Origin of the sequence: Polynucleobacter sp. AP-Sving-400A-A2, from assembly GCF_018688155.1 — a bacterium.
Lineage (GTDB): Bacteria > Pseudomonadota > Gammaproteobacteria > Burkholderiales > Burkholderiaceae > Polynucleobacter.
In genome coordinates this window covers 1,071,448-1,090,740 of sequence record NZ_CP061312.1, presented here as the reverse complement: position 1 = coordinate 1,090,740, position 19,293 = coordinate 1,071,448, and the positions used below count along the sequence as shown (strand labels likewise).

Annotated in this window: 21 protein-coding genes and 1 pseudogene; 13 read left to right on the top strand and 9 right to left on the bottom strand. The window is 46.6% G+C overall.

Annotated features, from left to right (window positions below):
• The first annotated feature begins 6 nt into the window (after nt 1-6).
• The 7 genes from lpdA to bamC all read left to right on the top strand — a co-directional run bounded on the left by lpdA (nt 7) and on the right by bamC (nt 7,323).
• On the top strand, nt 7-1,443 hold the full coding sequence (lpdA, locus tag C2758_RS05770; RefSeq protein WP_215327346.1) for a dihydrolipoyl dehydrogenase: 1,437 nt from the start codon (nt 7-9) through the stop codon (nt 1,441-1,443).
• Nucleotides 1,444-2,547 (top strand): cell division protein ZapE, encoded by a 1,104-nt coding sequence (zapE, locus tag C2758_RS05765; protein ID WP_215327345.1) that lies wholly within the window; start codon nt 1,444-1,446, stop codon nt 2,545-2,547.
• A 9-nt stretch (nt 2,548-2,556) separates the two neighbouring features.
• The gene (locus C2758_RS05760; RefSeq protein ID WP_215327344.1) at nt 2,557-3,405 is read left to right on the top strand and encodes a 3',5'-nucleoside bisphosphate phosphatase; all 849 of its coding nucleotides are present in this window, start codon (nt 2,557-2,559) and stop codon (nt 3,403-3,405) included.
• 50 nt (nt 3,406-3,455) lie between these two features.
• On the top strand, nt 3,456-4,658 hold the full coding sequence (locus C2758_RS05755; protein WP_215327343.1) for a tryptophan--tRNA ligase: 1,203 nt from the start codon (nt 3,456-3,458) through the stop codon (nt 4,656-4,658).
• 7 nt (nt 4,659-4,665) lie between these two features.
• A complete protein-coding gene (locus C2758_RS05750; RefSeq protein ID WP_371817685.1) occupies nt 4,666-5,229 on the top strand; it encodes a class I SAM-dependent methyltransferase in 564 nt (187 codons plus the stop codon).
• Nucleotides 5,230-5,305: 76 nt separating this feature from the next.
• Nucleotides 5,306-6,178, top strand: a complete 873-nt coding sequence (gene dapA, locus C2758_RS05745; RefSeq protein WP_215330129.1) for a 4-hydroxy-tetrahydrodipicolinate synthase — start codon at nt 5,306-5,308, stop codon at nt 6,176-6,178.
• Nucleotides 6,175-7,323 (top strand): outer membrane protein assembly factor BamC, encoded by a 1,149-nt coding sequence (bamC, locus tag C2758_RS05740; RefSeq protein WP_215327341.1) that lies wholly within the window; start codon nt 6,175-6,177, stop codon nt 7,321-7,323. Before dapA ends, bamC begins: the two co-directional genes overlap by 4 nt.
• Before the next feature lie 71 nt (nt 7,324-7,394).
• Here the strand turns inward: bamC and C2758_RS05735 are convergent, their stop codons facing one another.
• Together C2758_RS05735 and C2758_RS05730 are read right to left on the bottom strand one after the other, a co-directional pair.
• Nucleotides 7,395-7,586 carry a hypothetical protein gene (locus tag C2758_RS05735; protein ID WP_215327340.1) on the bottom strand — a complete coding sequence of 64 codons (192 nt, stop codon included), beginning with the start codon at nt 7,584-7,586 and terminating at the stop codon, nt 7,395-7,397.
• Nucleotides 7,587-7,700: 114 nt separating this feature from the next.
• The gene (locus tag C2758_RS05730) at nt 7,701-8,927 is read right to left on the bottom strand and encodes a cupin domain-containing protein (protein WP_215327339.1); all 1,227 of its coding nucleotides are present in this window, start codon (nt 8,925-8,927) and stop codon (nt 7,701-7,703) included.
• A gap of 44 nt (nt 8,928-8,971) precedes the next feature.
• Between C2758_RS05730 and C2758_RS05725 the strand changes: the two genes are divergently transcribed.
• Nucleotides 8,972-9,559 carry a peptidylprolyl isomerase gene (locus C2758_RS05725; RefSeq protein WP_215330127.1) on the top strand — a complete coding sequence of 196 codons (588 nt, stop codon included), beginning with the start codon at nt 8,972-8,974 and terminating at the stop codon, nt 9,557-9,559.
• Nucleotides 9,560-9,568: 9 nt separating this feature from the next.
• Here C2758_RS05725 and cysE read toward each other — a convergent pair whose 3' ends face one another.
• Nucleotides 9,569-10,336, bottom strand: a complete 768-nt coding sequence (gene cysE, locus C2758_RS05720; RefSeq protein ID WP_215327338.1) for a serine O-acetyltransferase — start codon at nt 10,334-10,336, stop codon at nt 9,569-9,571.
• A gap of 28 nt (nt 10,337-10,364) precedes the next feature.
• Nucleotides 10,365-11,111 (bottom strand): RNA methyltransferase, encoded by a 747-nt coding sequence (locus tag C2758_RS05715; RefSeq protein WP_215327337.1) that lies wholly within the window; start codon nt 11,109-11,111, stop codon nt 10,365-10,367.
• A 130-nt stretch (nt 11,112-11,241) separates the two neighbouring features.
• Here C2758_RS05715 and C2758_RS05710 point away from each other — a divergent pair, with 130 nt between their 5' ends.
• Entirely contained in the window at nt 11,242-12,030 is a 789-nt protein-coding gene (locus C2758_RS05710) for an inositol monophosphatase family protein (protein ID WP_215327336.1), read from the top strand.
• Between the two features lie 13 nt (nt 12,031-12,043).
• Here the strand turns inward: C2758_RS05710 and C2758_RS05705 are convergent, their stop codons facing one another.
• From C2758_RS05705 to C2758_RS05695, 3 genes are read right to left on the bottom strand one after another with little or no spacing between them, the layout of a single operon-like run.
• Nucleotides 12,044-12,832, bottom strand: a complete 789-nt coding sequence (locus C2758_RS05705) for a UDP-2,3-diacylglucosamine diphosphatase (protein WP_215327335.1) — start codon at nt 12,830-12,832, stop codon at nt 12,044-12,046.
• A complete protein-coding gene (locus C2758_RS05700) occupies nt 12,829-13,332 on the bottom strand; it encodes a peptidylprolyl isomerase (RefSeq protein WP_215327334.1) in 504 nt (167 codons plus the stop codon). Before C2758_RS05700 ends, C2758_RS05705 begins: the two co-directional genes overlap by 4 nt.
• Nucleotides 13,333-13,378: 46 nt before the next feature.
• Nucleotides 13,379-14,200: a tetratricopeptide repeat protein gene (locus tag C2758_RS05695; protein WP_215327333.1), complete on the bottom strand. Its 822-nt coding sequence runs from the start codon at nt 14,198-14,200 to the stop codon at nt 13,379-13,381.
• A 60-nt stretch (nt 14,201-14,260) separates the two neighbouring features.
• Between C2758_RS05695 and cysS the strand changes: the two genes are divergently transcribed.
• The 4 genes and pseudogenes from cysS to tilS all read left to right on the top strand — a co-directional run bounded on the left by cysS (nt 14,261) and on the right by tilS (nt 18,612).
• Nucleotides 14,261-15,682: a cysteine--tRNA ligase gene (gene cysS / locus C2758_RS05690; RefSeq protein WP_215327332.1), complete on the top strand. Its 1,422-nt coding sequence runs from the start codon at nt 14,261-14,263 to the stop codon at nt 15,680-15,682.
• A 19-nt stretch (nt 15,683-15,701) separates the two neighbouring features.
• A pseudogene (locus C2758_RS05685) lies at nt 15,702-16,355 on the top strand (DNA-3-methyladenine glycosylase); the annotation flags it as partial.
• A 9-nt stretch (nt 16,356-16,364) separates the two neighbouring features.
• Complete coding sequence (locus tag C2758_RS05680; RefSeq protein WP_215327331.1) at nt 16,365-17,336, top strand: acetyl-CoA carboxylase carboxyltransferase subunit alpha; 972 nt, start codon at nt 16,365-16,367, stop codon at nt 17,334-17,336.
• Nucleotides 17,302-18,612, top strand: coding sequence for a tRNA lysidine(34) synthetase TilS (tilS, locus tag C2758_RS05675; RefSeq protein WP_215327330.1), 1,311 nt, complete (start codon nt 17,302-17,304; stop codon nt 18,610-18,612). The genes C2758_RS05680 and tilS overlap by 35 nt, the downstream gene beginning before the upstream one ends.
• A gap of 1 nt (nt 18,613) precedes the next feature.
• On the opposite strand, the gene C2758_RS05670 is transcribed toward tilS, so the two are convergent.
• Together C2758_RS05670 and C2758_RS05665 are read right to left on the bottom strand one after the other, a co-directional pair.
• Nucleotides 18,614-18,907 (bottom strand): type II toxin-antitoxin system RelE/ParE family toxin, encoded by a 294-nt coding sequence (locus tag C2758_RS05670; protein WP_215327329.1) that lies wholly within the window; start codon nt 18,905-18,907, stop codon nt 18,614-18,616.
• A complete protein-coding gene (locus C2758_RS05665; RefSeq protein WP_215327328.1) occupies nt 18,901-19,185 on the bottom strand; it encodes a hypothetical protein in 285 nt (94 codons plus the stop codon). The genes C2758_RS05670 and C2758_RS05665 overlap by 7 nt, the downstream gene beginning before the upstream one ends.
• Nucleotides 19,186-19,293 lie beyond the last annotated feature (108 nt).

Below are 19,293 nucleotides of genomic sequence, written 5' to 3'. Positions count from 1 at the left end.
AAGAGCATGAGCCAATCATTTGACGTAGTAGTAATCGGCGGTGGCCCTGGTGGCTATATCGCTGCGATTCGTGCGGCGCAACTCGGTTTTAAAGTTGCCTGCGCTGAATCAAATTCTTTTGACGATCCAAAGGGTGAAATACGCCTTGGCGGAACTTGCTTGAACGTCGGTTGCATTCCGTCTAAAGCTTTGCTGGCTTCTTCTGAAGAGTTTGAGAAGATTAGCCATCATGTAGCCGATCACGGTATTACCGTTGGATCGGTGAAGCTAGACTCCGGCAAGATGATCGCTCGTAAAGATGCAATTGTGACCAAGATGACTGCTGGTATTCAGTTCTTGTTTCGTAAAAATAAAATCACCTTGTTAAAAGGCCATGCGTCTTTTGAAGGTAAGGGTGCTGATGGTTATCAAGTCAAAATTGACGGTAAAGATAAAGAAGTAGTCACAGCTAAAAACGTGATCATTGCTACTGGATCTAAGGCACGTCATTTGCCAGGTATTCCTGTTGATAACGTTTTGATTAGCGATAACGAAGGTGGTCTCAAGTTTGATTCTATACCGAAGAAGCTTGGTGTCATTGGCGCTGGTGTAATCGGCCTAGAGCTCGGATCAGTTTGGCGCCGTGTTGGTTCTGATGTGACGATTCTGGAGGCGCTCCCTACTTTCTTGGGTGCCTGCGATCAAGGTATTGCAAAAGAGGCTCATAAGATCTTCACCAAGCAAGGTCTCAAAATCAATATGGGCGTCAAGATTGGTGAAGTGAAGGTAGATAAAAAAGGTGTTGTAGTGAACTACACCGATAGTGAAGGCAAGGCTCAAAAATTAGAGTGCGATCGTTTAATCGTTTCTGTTGGCCGGGTTCCTAATACGGACAAACTAGGTCTCGATAAGATCGGCCTAAAAGTGGATGAGCGTGGGTTTATTCCAGTTGATGACCATACTTGTGCAACAGCGGCCCCTGGCGTTTACGCTGTGGGTGACGTGGTACGCGGACCGATGTTGGCCCATAAGGCTGAAGATGAAGGTGTGCTCGTTGCTGAAACGATTGCCGGTCAAAAACCACATATTGATTACAACTGTATTCCTTGGGTGATCTACACCGATCCTGAAATTGCTTGGGTTGGTAGAACTGAAGAGCAGCTTAAACAGGCTGGTATTGCTTACAAAGCAGGTCAGTTCCCATTTGCAGCTAACGGCCGCGCCTTAGGCATGGATCGTGCCGATGGTTTCGTCAAGGTATTAGCAGATGAAAAAACAGATGAAATTTTAGGTGTTCACATCATTGGACCAAATGCTTCTGACTTAATTGCTGAGGCGGCCGTAGCAATGGAATTTAAAGCAGCAGCTGAAGATATTGCACGTATCTGTCATCCACATCCAAGTCTATCGGAAGTGGTTCGCGAGGCAGCATTGGCGACGGATAAACGTGCATTAAACATGTAATTGAAAGCATTAGAGTATTACCATCAAGAGTTAAAGGCGCGCGGGTATCAAAGCGATCCCGCGCAGCTTGCTGCTATTGAGCGCTTGCAGCGCTGCGAAGATGAGTGGGTTGCTTACAAAGAAATTCGCAACAGCGGTTTAAAAAAGAAACTCTTTAAACCAAAACTCCCTCGTGGCGTCTACTTATGGGGCGGAGTCGGTCGCGGCAAATCCTTTTTGATGGATATCTTTTTTGCTGCATCTCCCCTAGAGAAAAAGATCCGCATTCATTTTCATGAATTTATGCGAGAAGTGCATCGTGAACTTCATGAGCTCTCTGGTATGGCAGATCCACTGGATGAACTTGCCAAAAGAATTGCCAATAGATACCGGCTCATCTGTTTTGATGAGTTCCATATTAATGACATTGCCGATGCCATGATTTTGTATCGCTTGCTGAGCGCACTCTTTGAAGATCGCGTCCAGTTTGTGATGACCTCTAATTATCAGCCTGACCAGCTTTATCCCAACGGCTTACATCGTGATCGCTTGCTGCCAGCCATTAAGCTGTTGGAAGAGCAGCTCGATGTGATGAATGTTGATGATGGACATGACTATCGGCGTATACAAATGGCTCAAGTTCAGGCCTACCTCACTCCAGTGAACGCCGCAACTCATGCGATCTTGATGCAGATGTTTAAAGGCTTAATTGGCAATCAAAAAGAGACTGTCCGTCCGGTGTTACGCATTGAGTCCCGTGAGCTAAGGCCTTTGCATATGGCTGAAGGGGTAGTTTGGTTTGATTTTCAAACCCTATGCTGTGGTCCAAGGTCACAAAACGACTATTTGGAGATTGCCAAGCAGTTTCATACGGTAATCTTGTCTGGGGTGCCTTATATGCCCCCTAGAATGACTAATGAAGCCCGCCGCTTTATTTGGCTGATTGACGTCCTCTATGACCATAAAATCAAACTAATCATCTCTGCAGAGGTTCCGGCGGTCGATTTATACACTGAGGGCCAGATTACCAGTGAGTTCTCCAGAACGGTTTCTCGTTTAATTGAGATGCAGTCTCGTGATTACCTGGATGCACCTCGCCGGGTAATTGATACCAGCTTGACCTAAAATAGGGTCATGACTAGCAATTCCAGCCTAAACGCAGATTTACACTGCCATTCCGTTGTTTCTGATGGAACGCTCACGCCTGAGCAGTTGGCTGAACGTGCCTATGCTAACGGCGTACGTTTATGGGCATTGACCGATCACGATGAGCTTGGTGGCCAAGCGAGGGCGCAGATTGCTGCAAGCACACTGGGTATGGACTATCTACCTGGGGTCGAGATTTCAGTAACTTGGATGGGGCAAACCATCCATATCGTTGGCTTAGGAATTGACGCTGCCCATGCAGGAATTCTAGAGGGCTTGCGCCGCACTCGTGAAGGTCGCGGTAATCGCGCAAAGCAGATGGCTGAACAATTATTGAAAGCTGGGATACCTGGCGCCTATGAAGGCGCATTACATTTTGCTGGCAACCAAGAGCTGATTTCTCGCACACACTTCGCGCGCTTTCTGGTGGAGCAGGGTATTTGCAAAGATACTGACCAGGTCTTTAAAAGATATCTGGTTGAAGACAAGCCGGGTTACGTACCGCATCTCTGGGCAACACTAGATGATGCGGTCGCCTGGATTAAAGGGGCGGGGGGTGCTGCTGTGATTGCCCATCCTGGTCGTTACAAGCTGAGTGCTATGCAGATGGATGAACTCTACAAGCATTTTAAAGAAATCGGTGGCATGGCTATCGAGGTCATTACTGGCAGTCATAGTCCGAATCAATATCAAACCTATGGCAAGATTGCTCAGCATTATGGATTTTTAGCTTCTCGTGGATCCGATTTTCATGACCCAGAGGAAAGTTATATTGACCTTGGCACCTTGCCTCATTTGCCAGATCATTTGACTCCAGTATGGTCGCTGTTTCATTAAGCGGCCTCACACTCAACCTATTTAATTACCCTTAAAGAATAAAGATCAAGATGTTTGCAGAACGCGTTCTCTCTGGCATGCGACCAACTGGTAGCTTGCACCTCGGCCATTACCATGGTGTTTTAAAGAACTGGGTTCGCTTGCAATCTGAGTATCCCTGCTACTTTTTTGTCGCAGACTGGCACGCCTTAACGACTCACTATGAAACTCCAGATGTGATCGAGAAATCGGTATGGGATATGGTGATTGACTGGTTGGCATGCGGTGTTGATCCAAACCAAGCGACTTTATTTATTCAGAGCAAAGTGCCTGAGCATGCAGAGCTATTTCTATTGTTGGCGATGGGTACTCCTTTGGGTTGGTTAGAGCGCGTGCCAACGTATAAAGATCAAATCGAAAAACTCAAAGAGAAAGATTTGCAGACTTACGGTTTCTTGGGTTACCCCTTGCTGCAAGCTGCTGATATTTTGATGTACCGCGCTCAGTTTGTGCCGGTGGGCGAAGATCAAGTGCCGCACGTGGAGATGACTCGTGAAGTAGCGCGTCGTTTTAACTATCTCTATGGACGCGAGCCTGGCTTTGAAGAGAAAGCCTTGGAGGCAGTTAAAAAATTGGGTAGTAAGCGCGCCAAAATGTATGCTGAATTGCGTATCGCTTTTCAGGAGCGGGGTGATGAAGAGGCTCTAGAGCAAGCTCAAGCACTATTACAAGAAGCGCAAAGTTTGTCGATGGCTGATCGCGAAAGACTGTTTGGTTTCTTAGAGGGAGCACGCAAAATTATTCTGCCAGAGCCACAAGCTTTGTTAACTACGGCATCCCGCATGCCGGGTATTGATGGGCAGAAGATGTCCAAGTCTTACGGTAATACGATTAGCATTCGCGAAAAACCTGAAGAAGTGATTCGCTCAATTCGCACTATGCCAACTGATCCTGCCAGGGTGCGTAGAACTGATCCAGGTGATCCTGCGCGTTGTCCTGTGTGGCAACTTCATACGGTGTATTCGAGCGAAGATACTAAAACTTGGGTTCAAAAAGAATGTCAATCTGCGGGTATAGGCTGCTTAGAGTGCAAGCAACCTGTAATTGATTCCATTCTTGCTGAACAGCAGCCCATGTTTGAGCGTGCCCAGAAATACTTAGATGATCCAAGCTTATTGCGCTCCATCATTGCTGATGGTTCCGATAAAGCGCGTAAGGTTGCTCAAGAAACCATGCGCGAGGTCCGAGAGTCTATGGGCTTGGCTTACGACTGAGGCAATCTTGACTGCAATACATGATGCAATTTCAAATGCTTCGCCTTGGGTGAAGCGTTTTGCTGCAGCAATTCCAACTGATGGGGTAGTTCTTGACCTGGCCTGTGGCTCCGGTCGGCATACTAGCTTGTTAGCTTCTTTAGGCCATCGTATTCTGGCGGTTGATCAAGATATTTCGGCTATTGAGCCCCTGAAAAGTGATGTTGTCCAAACCCAAAAACTCGATCTAGAAGGTTTAGATTGGCCTTTAGTAGGCCAGCGGTTTTCAGGAATTGTGGTGACAAACTATCTTTATCGACCATTTTTAGAAGAATTGCCAAAAATGCTATCTGAAGGTGGCGCTCTCATCTACGAGACCTTTGCTGAGGGGAATGCGGTATTCGGTAAACCTTCAAACCCCAATTTCTTGCTAAATCCAGGGGAATTGCTGGCTTTGGCACAGCGTTCAGGTCTGAAAGTGATTGCCTACGAGGATATTTACCTCGATCAACCTAAACCAGCCATGGTTCAGCGGATTTGTGCCGTAAAAGGGCATTTAAAAGGGTGCATTCCGTTACAATTTGATGGTTAACATTCAGAAAAATCAGACACATTCAGTGACTAATACAACTCAATCCAAAGTCAGTAAAAAGCCTATTGCAGGCAGTATGCCTGCCATTGTGACGCCGATGTTCGAGGATGGAAGCCTGGATTTTCCGGCTTTACGTTCCTTGCTCGATTGGCATGTTGCCGAAGGTTCTGATGGCATTGTTATTGTTGGTACCAGCGGAGAGTCTCCCACGGTATCTGTAGAAGAGCATTGTGAGCTGATTAAGGTGACAGTAGATCATGTTGCTGGGCGTATCCCAGTGATCGCTGGTACTGGTGGCAATTCCACTACTGAGGCAATTGAGTTAACGAACTTTGCCAAGTCGGTTGGTGCTGATGCCAGCCTGCAGGTGGTGCCTTATTACAACAAGCCAACTCAAGAGGGTATGTATGCCCACTTTAAGAAGATTGCAGAGTCAGTTGATCTGCCTGTAATTCTGTATAACGTTCCCGGTAGAACCGTAGCTGATCTTGCCGGTGAGACCACTGTTCGCCTAGCAGGAGTTCCAGGCATTATCGGTATCAAAGATGCCACCGGAAGTATTGAGCGCGGCACTGTGTTGCTAGCCGATCTTCAGCGTGCTGGGCATCAAGATTTTTCCGTATTTTCTGGTGATGATCTTAGTGCAGCAATGCTGATGCTCATGGGCGGCAAGGGTAATATTTCTGTAACGGCTAATATTGCCCCTCGCTTAATGCATGAGCTCTGTCAGGCTGCAATGTCCGATGATGTCGTCAAGACGCGTGCGATTCAATATCAATTACTGGCTGTGCATAAAGCTATGTTTACTGAGGCAAATCCGATTCCTGTGAAATGGGCCCTGCATCAAATGGGTAAAGTAAGCCCAGGTATTCGATTACCTTTAACCCCTTTGAGCGTTGCCTTGCGCGAACCTTTGAAGACTGCATTAAAACAGGCTGGCTTACTATGATGAATTCGATGCAACTCCTGCGCCAACACTGTGCAACTCTACTAATGCTCTCTTTAGTAAGCATTGTTTTGCTTGGCTGTAAATCCGTAACAACGAATGACACGGTTGACTACAAATCTGCTGGTGCTGTGCGTGGGCCTAATTTATCTTATCCGCCTGATCTGATTACCGCTCAAGCTGATCGTCGTTACATTGTTCAGGATGGTTCTGCCACCATGTCTGAGTACAACGCTGCGGTAAAAAAATCGGTACAGACCCGCAAGAACGTCATGACTGGTATTCCGGGTATGCGTATTGCTCGTGATGGTGAGCGTCGTTGGTTGGTTGTAGAAAAGCCAGCACCAGAGCTCTATCCGCAAATTAAAGATTTCTGGCAAGAGAATGGCTTCCTATTGGTGATTGACTCACCCTCTACCGGCATCATGGAAACCGACTGGGCCGAGAACCGCGCTAAGATCGCACAAGACTTTATTCGCTCTGCAATCGGCGGTGCATTAGATTCTCTCTACGATACTGGTGAGCGCGATAAATACAAGACTCGTCTTGAAGCCAGCAAGCCTAGCGAAACAGAAATTTATATTACTCAACGTGGTGCCATTGAAAAATGTACAACAGATGGTACTGGTGCTTGTATATCGACTATATGGACTGCACGCCCAAATGATCCTGAACTTGAAGCAGCATTTTTGGCTCGTTTGATGGAGCGCTTGGGTATGACCCAAGAAATGGCGAAGGCTCAGGTTGCAGCACCACTGGGTCCAAAGACACCTAAGGCGAAATTAGTTCAAGAGGGCGTAAATACCGCCCATATTGAGATGGCAGCCGGCTTTGATCGCGTATGGCGTGACACTGGACTTGCCTTGGATCGTTCGAACTTTACCGTTGAAGATCGCAATCGTGCGAATGGCGTTTACTACGTACGTTATGTGAATCCTAAAGATTTGGGCGATACCAAAGGATTTTTCACTAACTTGTTTAGTAGCAAAGACGACTCAAGCTTGAAGGCTAAGAAATACCTCGTGGTGGTTAAATCGACCGGTGATAATTCGTCAAGTGTGTACGTTCAGAACGCAGATGGTAAGCCTGAAAATACTCCTGCTGGATTACAACTCTTAACGCTGCTGACGGAGCAAATGGCTAGATAGGTATTGAAGCTAAGAAAACTGAGTTAATAAAAAAGCCGCTTCTCAGCGGCTTTTTTTCTTCAAGAAGAAGATTACTTCTTAGCGTCAGCAGCAGGTGCAGCAGGAGCAGCAGCAGGAGCAGCTGGAGCAGCAGCAGGAGCGTCAGCAGCTGGAGCGGCAGCAGGAGCAGCAGGAGCGGCTTCAACAGGTTTTGCTTCTTCTTTTTTACCGCAAGCGGCCAAAGCGATTGCCAACATTGCTACGAGTGCTAGGGACTTCTTCATTTGTGATTTCCTCTTAAAAAATATCATTAATAACCGGTTATTAATACTTGGAAGATACAGGGTTAGACCCTAAGTACTTTCCTGTATGCATTATAGCCATCTACTAATTGAGCCTTAAAAAAGCAGCCATCCGGCTTCAAAAGCCTCAAAAAGGCTGTTATTTAACCCAATTTTTCCTAATGATCCCTTGAACTGTTTGCTACTTGCCAGTGAGCGCCAAGCCACTTGAACAGAGGCGGGTTGACCGTTGGTCATTTCTTCGCCATTGCAGTAAATTCTTGTGCCCAAAGCGAGAAGCCTTGTATAGGGGTGTGCTTTTAAAGATTGCTTGGTAAGTTGGCGTCCAAATTGTTCGGGGGAGAGTTTATTGGCCATGCCATCAAAGTAGGCCTGTGGTTTTGGTTCGCTAAGATAAGCGGCGATACCAGGGAGAAATGTTTCTACGCGATCGAGTTGCAAACTTTTTAATTTTTGCGCTACTTGCATAATGATTTCTGCTGGTAGTTGCTCTGCACAATCGGTTGCCGTTTGCTTGGGATCTGCAAAGTGCTTATTGAGTTCAGGAATATCTTCCAGTGATTCAGCTAAACGCCAGAGGCCCTCTTGCAAGATTTCTTTATAGCTTTGCGATCTAAAGCCAACTGACCAAGTTTGGCAGCCTGCATCTAAAGCAATGCCATCATGAGCAACATGGGGTGGCAGGTAAAGCATATCGCCTGGCTCCAGATCCCACTCCTGCTCCTCTCTAAAGTCCTGCAGAATTTTCATAGGTAGATTTGGATTCAGGGTTAAATCCTTTTGCTCAGAAATACGCCAACGTCTACGTCCTGACATCTGAATTAAAAAGACATCATAAGAATCAAAGTGGGGGCCTACGCCGCCGCCAGGACCGGCGATACTAATCATCAAATCATCTAGGCGCGCATCCGGAATAAAGCGAAACCAGGAAAGTACTTTTGCAGCTGCAGGGTGTTTGGTCTCCATGCCTTGAAGGAGTAGCGTCCAATCAGACTTCTCAATGGAGGGAATCAATTTCTTTTTAAATGGACCGTTTGTAAAAGTCCAAGGCTTTGCCTTAATTAATCTAGACTCCACCGCATCATCAGCCGCTATTTTGAACAATTCTTCAGGTGATATCGCGCTACCCAAGGGGTCACCTATTTGTTTGGCAAGCTCAAAGGCGGGGATAGCACCTCGCACTAGCAGCGGCTTCTTTTGCCAATAGAATTTCATGAACTGCTGAGGGCTATTGCCCCCCAGAAGAGCCCAGGGGCGATCCAGCGGGAGGTTTTGGGGTGCCTGTGGTGGATCGTAGGCCTTGCTCAAGTAAAATGCTGTCATATCAGTAAGAAGCTGTTTAAAACACAATGTTGAATGAATTACGCATGAAGATCGAAAAAAATACCGTTGTATCCCTGCGCTACAAATTAACTGATGCGCAAAATAATATTATCGAGGAACCTGACTCTCCGATGGTATACCTGCATGGTGGATATGAGGGCACTTTTCCTAAAATTGAAACTTTATTGGACGGTCAGGATGTGGGCTATGAGGCCAGCATTCAGCTTGAACCTAGCGAGGCCTTTGGAGAGTATGACCCCGAGTTACTCAAGATTGAGCCACGCGCACGCTTTCCTGAGCCTTTGGAAGTCGGTATGCAGTTTGAGGGTGTTCCTGATGAAGAAGGAGAAGACTCTGATGAAGAAGATGAAGACCCCTTGATCTACACCGTTACTGATGTGGCTGATAGCCAAGTCGTTTTAGATGGGAATCATCCACTCGCTGGTATGGCTTTACGCTTTTGGGTTCATGTGGAAGATATCCGAACTGCTACGGATGAAGAGATCGAAAATCAACAGCCTGAGGGCGGTGAAGCATTTACCTTTGGAATGCCTGATGATTCAGATGACAGCGAGGATGACCCTGCTGGCCGAATCTCTCCCCCTGGCAGCCCATCACCAACTCTGCACTAAAACCAGAGGCTACTCTTTAAGCCACTCTTTTAGAGCTCCAAGATCACGCTTGGTATCACTAGCTTCATCGCTCAGTGTTGAGGGCGAATTACTCAACTTTGCCAGCGCTTTTTCAAGTGCAGCGATTTTGGCTTCTTGTTCCAAGGTGGCATCAATTAAACCTTTTAGTGCCATCGAAACTGGATCATCTACGTTTGGTGTGACGCCATAGGCTGAGAAATATTCTTTAGCCTTACTGTCTGGCGAGCTGGCCTGAGGCAAATCAGGATGCAAGATGCGCGCAGGAATTCCTACGGCAGTTGCACCAGCCGGGATTTCTTTAAGCACAACCGCATTAGATCCAACGCGAGCGCCATCACCTACGGTAAAGCCCCCAAGAACTTTAGCTCCTGCACTGATGACTACGCCTTTGCCTAGTGTGGGATGACGCTTTACACCTTTATATAGAGAGGTCCCGCCCAAGGTAACGCCTTGATAGATGGTGCAGTCATCACCAATTTCAGTAGTCTCTCCAATCACAATGCCAAGACCATGATCTAAAAATACCCTGCGACCGATCTTGGCCCCAGGATGAATTTCAATACCGGTAATGAAACGGGCCAGCATCGATAGCAGGCGCGCAATCCACTTCAAACCCAAGTTCCATAGACCATGTGATGCCCGGTGTATCCAAACAGCATGTAAGCCTGGGTAGCAGGTAATGACCTCAAGGCGATTTCTTGCGGCAGGGTCACGAACAATAATGGAGTCGACTTGGTCGAAGAGCGAATTAAACATCAGTTGATTTTAACGGGTAAAGTCCAATCTATTTTTTCAGGAGCATCTGCTTAGCGATACCCCGGAGCAGGTCGATTTCTTCCTTATGGAGACGTGTTCTGGCAAACAGCGCTTGTAAGCGGGGCATGAGCTTCTTGGGGTTGGCGGGATCAAGGTAGCCAATGGCTTCAAGCCCCTCGCGCCAGTGCTCCAGCATGGCAGCTACAGCTGCAGGATCCGCATAATCTACCGGCTCAGTCGAGCCTAAGGGCGCAAGCTCTAAATCCTCCGCTAGAGATTCTCTAAGGGTGAAGGCGCAAACCATGATGGCTTGGGCTAGGTTTAGTGAGGGGTAGACTGGGTTCGCATCAAGCCATACACGATGCGTGCACAGTGAGAGGTGGTGGTTATCTAGCCCAGTGCGCTCTGGCCCAAAGAGGAGGGCAACTTGCTGATTACCTGCGATAGCTGCCTTAACTAATGGGCGAGCGTCTTGCCAATTTAATGCTGGTGGTCCGAATTCGCGATCACGACTCGTGAGCCCTAAAACAAGAGTGCAACCCTGAACAGCTGACTCCAAAGACGAAGTTTCTTGGCTTGATTCCAGGACATCCACCGCACCGCTAGCAAGAGCAATGGCCTCAGGTGTCTGGGCAACTTCTGCAATCTTCGGTGCAATCAGGTGCAGATCACTAAACCCCATGGTTTTTAGTGCACGAGCTGCCGACCCCACGTTTCCTGGGTGGCTGGTTTCGACTAAAACCCAGCGGAGTAACTGTGCTTGTGAGGCATTCATATCAAAGAGAATTCTCTGGTGGCTTGGGAGTTCAATGTAGCAATCGTTTAGAATCAGAGTGTTAGCTCCTTATTGTCCCGCAGTTTGCAATCTGGTGAGCTTGTTCTTATTTAATTTGTCCATCAATACTATGCATCCCATGTTAAATGTGGCCGTTAAGGCTGCCCGTCGTGCCGGAACCGTGATTAATAGAGCCTCTCTAAATCTAGAGCGACTTCAGGTTGACCGCAAACAACATAATGATTTCGTAACTGAGGTGGACAGACAGGCTGAAGCGGCCATTATTGAAACGCTCAGCGAGGCCTATCCTTCGCACGGATTCTTAGCCGAGGAAACTGGTGCCCAAAACACCGATGCTGAAAACGTTTGGATCATTGATCCGCTCGATGGCACAACCAACTTTATTCATGGCTTTCCGCAATACGCAGTTTCTATCGCACTGTCTGTAAATGGGGTAACCCAACAAGCAGTGGTGTATGACCCAACTCGTGATGAGTTATTCACTGCTACGCGTGGTGCAGGTGCTTATTTAGATCGTCGGCGTTTACGCGTTGCCTCGCAAGATCGTTTAGCCAATTCCCTATTGGGCACTGGTTTTCCTTATCGCGAAGATCAGGACTTAGAAAAATATTTAAAAATCTTTGCAGATATGTCCCGCCAGTGTGCTGGTCTGCGTCGTCCTGGTGCTGCATCTCTTGATCTAGCTTATGTTGCTGCTGGTCGTTACGATGGATTTTTTGAGAGCGATCTCAAGCCATGGGATATGGCCGCAGGTGCTTTATTGATTACTGAGTCTGGTGGACTTGTCGGCAACTACCGCGGTGAAGAAGGCTTCCTGCAAAGTGGTGAAGTGATGTGCGCAAATCCCCGCATTTTTGCTCAGATGGTGCAGTGCTTATCCAAATATTCCACCTGTTAATTTGGTGGCAGTATTAAGTTTTAATCAGGTCGGCGTAACTTACGCCGTCTTGATTAATGAGTAGGGCGCTTGCGCGTGGTCGCCCACTCTCGGGATGATCTAAATCCCAGTCTGATAGGACCCAGCGTTGCCATTCCTGATCTTGTAGATGCTCTTGATGGTGTTTTGGCAGGTGGGTGTGACCATGTATCAATTGATTGCCGGACTGATCTCTGAGCACTGCTGCGCAGGCATCTAAAGTGACGTTTGTTTTAGCTTGCGTACCCTCGGCTGAAGATTGCATTGATCGTTGATATTGCACACCACTATTGCTGCGCAGGTGATTGGCAATCGAGCGGCGCCAACTCAAAGGTAATCTCAAGAATAGTTTTTGGATCCAGGGTTTACGAACCCAGCTACGGAAAACTTGGTAACCAATATCTGCCGTGCAAAGTGAGTCACCGTGACAGAGAACATATTCAGAGCCTGCAATATTGATCTTGCTAGGATCAGACAAGAGGGTCATGCCGGTTTTACTTAAAAAATGCTTGCCAACTAAAAAGTCCCTATTACCGTGAAGATAATAGGTTTTTACTTTGGTGGATAGTGTTGCAAGCGCTTTTTTTATCTCTTGTTGAAAAGGTGAATACAGAGTGGCATCATCCCCAACCCAATACTCAAATAGGTCGCCCAAGATCAATACAGCCTCTACCTTGGGGGCATCTTTTTCGCAAAAATCAAAGAAGCGTTGCGCCGTCAAGGGCATTGACGGTGTGAGATGTAAATCAGAAATGAGCAGCGCGCTCGCGTATTGCGGAATCATTCCTCGAGAACGCTTGCCTTTTCAAGGACGATATCTTCTGCAGGAACATCTTGATGAAAGCCGGCATTACCTGTTTTGACTTTACGAATGGCGTCAACCACATCAAGGCCATCGGTAACTTTGCCAAAAACAGCATAACCCCAACCTTGAGCATTAGGAGCTGTGTGGTTTAAGAAGTCATTGTCATTGACGTTAATAAAAAATTGTGCTGTCGCAGAGTGCGGGTCGCTTGTGCGGGCCATGGCTACTGTGCCACGGTCGTTCTTGAGGCCATTGTTAGCTTCATTCTCAATTTGTTCACCAGATTTTTTTTCTTTCAGGCCAGTAGTCATGCCGCCACCTTGAACCATAAAGTTATCAATCACGCGATGGAAAATCGTGCCATCGTAGTGACCACTTTCGACGTACTGCACAAAATTAGCAACGGTCTTTGGTGCTTTAGCAGCATCTAGCGTGAGGGTGATATCACCCTTATTGGTTTTGAGCAGAACTTTGGTCATGATGAATTCACTTTCTATGTGTTAGTGGATAAAAATACTAGAAAAATTATTTTGGAGCGGGTGCCATTGGTGCAGTCAGCTTTTTAGGTGGTTTCAGTATCTCCATCAATGCTTTTGCACGATTGGTATATTGACGCTGATTTAGGGCTGCATCCTTTGCGGCATTGTCATAGGCCTGGGTAGCAAGACGAATATAGACCTCGCCTAAGTTAGCAGAGGCAACTGTATAGCTCGGGCGCAATTTTAAGGCGAGCTCTAAATAGTCTCTTGCTTCAATCCAATTACCTTGATTCGCTGCTAGTGCAGCCAAGTTGTTGTAAGGCTCTGGTAGCTCCGGAAATTGCTGGGTAATTTCAACCAAGGTCTTTTTGGCTTCTGCCCACTGGCGCATTTCAATCTGCATACGCGCTTTGACGTAACGTAATTGAACATTGCCTGGTGTTTTCTTGAGCTGCTTATTAATGCTATCGATGGCTTCAGGATATTTTTTGGCTTTGACCAACTTTTCAATATCAGACGGAACTCCATTTTTAGTTACAGGATCAGGCTCAATAATTAAAAAGGATAAAAACGGAACAGCAACAGAATCTGATAGTTCAGCATTAAATTGATCGTAGCTAGCCTCATTGCCAGCTAGTCTTGGGGGGTCATTCGGGCCATAAGATCCTAGATAGGGTGCTTGTGTACCTTGAGTACCAGCGGGGGCGCTATTAAGTGCCTTAATTTCAGCCTCTGCTAACTGTTGCCCAGGGGTGCTGCAGCCCACAAGGAGTAAAACAGCAAAAATGGCGTACAAGCGACCTAGCTGGGCTGGACGTAGTGAAATATGGTTAGCTGACATAGGATTTGGAGTGAAAAACGGGCTCATTCGATATACTCAGCGCTCAGTCTAACAAATTGGCGCTACTTGCCCACCTTTATAGCCCCTATGCTGCAAATCTATAACACCCTCAGTCGTTCTAAGCAGGCCTTTAAACCCATTGAGCCGGGCAAGGTGAAGATGTATGTCTGCGGAATGACGGTTTATGACTTTTGCCACATTGGTCATGCCCGAGTGATGATTGTTTTTGACATGGTAGTGCGCTGGCTGCGTGCGTGTGGCTATGAGGTTGTTTATGTACGCAATATTACCGACATTGATGACAAGATCATCAATCGAGCGATTGAAAATGGTGAGCCTATTTCCGCTTTGACACAGCGTTTTATTGACGCGATGCATGCCGACTCAAATGAATTGGGCTTGATGCACCCCGATCATGAGCCTCGTGCCACTGATTACATCGGGCAAATGCAGGGCATTATTGGCCGCTTGATTGAAAAGGAATTAGCCTATCAAGGTGAAGATGGCGATGTCAATTTCGCCGTTCGCTTGTTTCCAGAATACGGTCGTCTTTCCGGCAAATCCCTAGATGAATTAAATGCCGGTGAGCGTGTCGCTGTTGGCGGCGGTAAACGGGATCCTTTGGATTTTGTTCTATGGAAGAGCGCTAAACCAGAAGAGCCTGCAGATACGCGTTGGAAATCTCCCTGGGGTGAAGGTCGCCCTGGATGGCATATTGAATGCTCTGCCATGTCATGCGACTTATTAGGTGAACATTTTGATATTCATGGTGGTGGTGCAGATTTGCAGTTTCCGCATCATGAGAATGAGATTGCCCAGAGCGAAGGAGCTCTTTACGGTCAAGATCACCAGGCTAGCGATGCGCCTTTTGTAAATTACTGGATGCATAACGGGCATATTCGGGTAAATGAAGAAAAGATGTCCAAGTCACTGGGTAATTTTTTCCTCATTCGCGATGTCTTGAAGAGTTTTGATCCTGAGGTCTTGCGTTTCTTTATGCTGCGTGCCCACTATCGCAGCCCAATTAACTATAGTGATGCACAGCTTGAAGAGGCTCGTGCTGGACTGGTTCGTCTTTATACGGCTTTAGCGCAAGTGCCCTTAAGCGATAAACCTGTAGACCCCAATTCAGTATGGTCTCAGCGCTTTACTGATGCGATGAATGATGACTTTAATACACCAGAGGCAATCGCAGCCCTGTTTGATTTAGCCACCGAAGTGAACCGTACGCAGGGCGAAGAAAAAGTGCAGTTAGCTCAGACGCTTAAGGAGTTGGCTAAAACTCTCAATTTCTTGCAACGTGACCCAATCGTATTTTTACAAGAAGGATCCCGAGGGGGCAATGCAAGCTTATCTGCTACTGCTATTGAAGAGCAGATTGCGGCACGAGTCGCTGCAAAGCTAGCTAAAGATTTTGCTAAAGCTGATTTAATTCGCAAGACTTTATTAGATCAAGGCGTAGTATTGGAAGATAAGCCCGGTGGTATTACCGAATGGCGAAAAAGTTAATTGAAGAATATTTATTTTGAGTAAAGTTGCACAGCAAGTCCTCATTGAAGAAATTGCTCCCGATTATTGGGAGGAAGCTTGTGCAGAGCTGATGAAGCACGATCGCATTTTAAAAAAACTGATTCCAAAATATGGCGCAGGTTTTTTGCGGACACGTGGTGATGCATTTACTACTCTAGCAAGATCGATCGTTGGCCAGCAAATTTCGGTTGCTGCAGCTCAGTCTGTTTGGTCTAAGGTTTTGCTAGCATCTAAAAATAAAGTAATTCCTAAAAATATTCTGACCCTAAGCGTTGATGATTTGCGTGCAGCAGGATTATCGGGTCGCAAGGTGGAATACATCCGTGATTTGGCTGAACACTTTGATTCTGGTCGTTTACATGCCAATCAGTGGAAGGGCATGGAAGATGAGGCCATCATCAAAGAATTGTGTGGGATTCGGGGAATTGGCCGCTGGACAGCTGAAATGTTCCTGATTTTCAATATGAGTAGGCCCAATATTCTCCCTTTAGACGATGCCGGACTGATTAAGGCTATTTCCGTCAATTATTTCAGTGGTGAGCCTGTGAGCAGGCATGAAGCCCGTGAAGTGGCTGCAAATTGGGCCCCTTGGCGAACGGTAGCCACTTGGTATATGTGGAGAAGTATCGACCCCAAGCCAGTTGAATATTAAAATCAGACTATGAAAACGACTTTCCTGGATTTTGAGCAGTCAATCGCTGAACTAGAGTCAAAGATTGAAGAGCTGCAATTTGTGCAAGATGAATCATCGGTAGATATTTCTGATGAGATCAAAACGCTGACTGAAAAAAGTCAGCAACTTACCAAAGATGTCTATGCCAATTTAAGCCCATGGCAAGTTTCTCAAGTGGCGCGTCATCCTCAACGTCCTTACACCTTAGATTACGTTGCTGCCTTATTCACCGATTTTCATGAGCTGCATGGTGATCGTAATTTTGCAGACGACCAATCCATTATTACTGGCTTAGCTCGTTTTCAGAATCAGCCCTGCATGGTCATTGGCCACCAAAAAGGCCGCGATACAAAAGAGCGTGCCTTAAGAAACTTTGGTATGAGTCGCCCTGAGGGTTATCGAAAAGCAAAGCGCGTTATGCGCTTAGCAGAAAAATTTAAATTACCGGTGTTTACCTTTGTCGATACGCCGGGCGCATTTCCGGGGATTGATGCAGAAGAGCGTAACCAATCAGAAGCCATTGGTCACAACCTGTATGTTCAAGCAGAACTAGAAGTGCCGATCATCGCCACTATTATTGGTGAGGGTGGTTCCGGTGGTGCATTGGCAATTGCAATGGGTGATGTTGTGTTGATGTTGCAAAACTCAACTTACTCGGTAATTTCACCCGAAGGATGTGCATCTATTCTTTGGAAGACTGCGGATAAAGCACCTGAAGCTGCTGAGCAATTAGGCTTGACTGCACAACGTTTAAAAGCGATTGGCTTGATCGATAAGATTGTTGCTGAGCCTACTGGCGGCGCACATCGTGATTACGATACGATGATGAACAATATGCGCAAAGCTTTGGCTGAGTCACTCAAGACTTTCGATGGAATGAAGGTGGATGCGCTGCTAGAGCGTCGCCATGAACGCTTGATGAGCTATGGCAAGTTCAGGGAAATCGAAGCCAAGTCTTAAGGCGGCTTCACCAGCGGCCAAACGAATTGGGCTTGCCTTAAGCGGTGGGCTCGATTCCGTTGTGTTACTTGATACTGTTTGTAAGGCAGTCAAAGCAAATGCCAATGACTCAACTGAGGTTTGGGTATTTCACATTCACCATGGCTTACAAAAGCCTGCTGATCAATGGCTAGAGTTTTGTGAAAAGTTAGCCAAAAAATACCAAGTGCATTTTGATTTCCGTCTTCTGCACTTTGCTGATCTATCTCAGGGCAATATTGAAGCCCGAGCAAGGGCGGAGCGCTACGATGCCTTGACTGATTTATGTCTAGAGCATGGCATTGAAGATTTGCTGCTTGCGCACCATCAAAACGACCAAGCTGAAACTGTGCTTTTGCAACTCTTACGTGGCTCTGGCGTAGCCGGTCTGTCTGGCATGCCACTTCATCGTGCCAACGCAATCCAGGGAGACCCAATTACTCTGTGGCGCCCATTGCTAAATCAAAGCAGGGTAGATTTAGAGGCCTATGCCAAAGAGCACAAGCTCAAATGGGTGGAAGATCCTAGCAATCAAAATACACGCTATCGTCGTAATGCTATTCGTAAAGATATTATTCCGAGGCTGGAGAAAATTCAGCCTGGCGCAATTGCCAACTTAGCTCGCAGCGCTACTTTACTAGCTCAATCCCAAGTCTTACTCGATCGCCTAGCTAAGCAAGATGGAAAAGATATTCTTGAAGGTTATAAGCTAAAGCTAGGGCCTCTTTTAGCGCTTGCCAAGACAGATCAACCCGCCGCCAATAATTTGATACGTTACTGGTTGAAGTTAAATGATCTATCTATGCCATCCCAGGAGCGTCTTGAGTCTTGGTGGAAAGACCTGAAAGCTGTAAAACCAGGCTCGAACTTGGAGTGGCAGCATGATGAGGCGAGTATTTATTTGTGGCGCAGCGTTTTGCAGGTTACTTATCGTAAGGCAGGGCGGTGGGCTTTCCAAAATGTGACTGTACGAAGTAGGTCGCTTGGTTTGCCTGCTGATTGGGTCAATACAGCTCAAGAGCAAGGCTTGATTGAGGAAAGACTGCGCCAGGGGGCAGAAAAGATTCAAATCAAACCCAATTCTCCACGCAAAACGCTCAAGAACCTCTTTCAAGAATCAGATACGCCACCTTGGGAGCGACAGGCGCCACTCCTATATATCAACGACCAACTCGTTGCCGTTGCTGGGGTAGGGACGAGCTACCCGCATTTAGTCTCATCAGGAAAAAGAGTTTTGCCCTCTTGGGAGTTGCTCTAACTTAGTAAAGCCCGCCAGATTCTTTTTGGTGACGAATGGCATTGATGAGAATCATATTTTTTGATTCTTCGAAACTATATAGGGCGACATAGCCACTCTTTCCCCGTGAAATTACCAGCTCCCTCAGGTGGGTATCGCAAAGGCGTCCTACTAGAGGATGTTTCGCTGGGATTTGAATCGCTTCTTCAATGAGCTCGATAGTGCGAAGAGCAGCATTTTTATCATTTTCAATTAGGAAGTCAGTAAGCCTTTCTAAATCTTCAAGTGCTTGCGGTGCAAAAACAATTCTTAACAATTACTAACCTTTAATGTAGCTTTTTTCCCAGCGATTCGGGCTTTCATAGCCTCGAAAACTTTATCTGATTCGAAGACCTTACCATTCTTCATAACCCCTTCGCGAGCAATGCTGGCTTGCTGAATGAAGTTTCTGCGTATTTCTGCATTGATGCTGGCTTGCTTGATTGCTTCCACCATAAATGCATGGGGAGTCATCCCCAGTTCTTTAGCTGCATTCGCAGCTTGCAGCTTAATTTCTTCTGTAAGCTTTAGAGAGGTTGTGGTGACAATGCTCATAATCGGTCTCCTGGTGTTACTTAGGTAACACCAAATCGTATAGTCAGATTGATCTACTGTCAATCACCTTAGTTTTGGGCGATAAAAACCCTGTAAAATAAGCCCCTT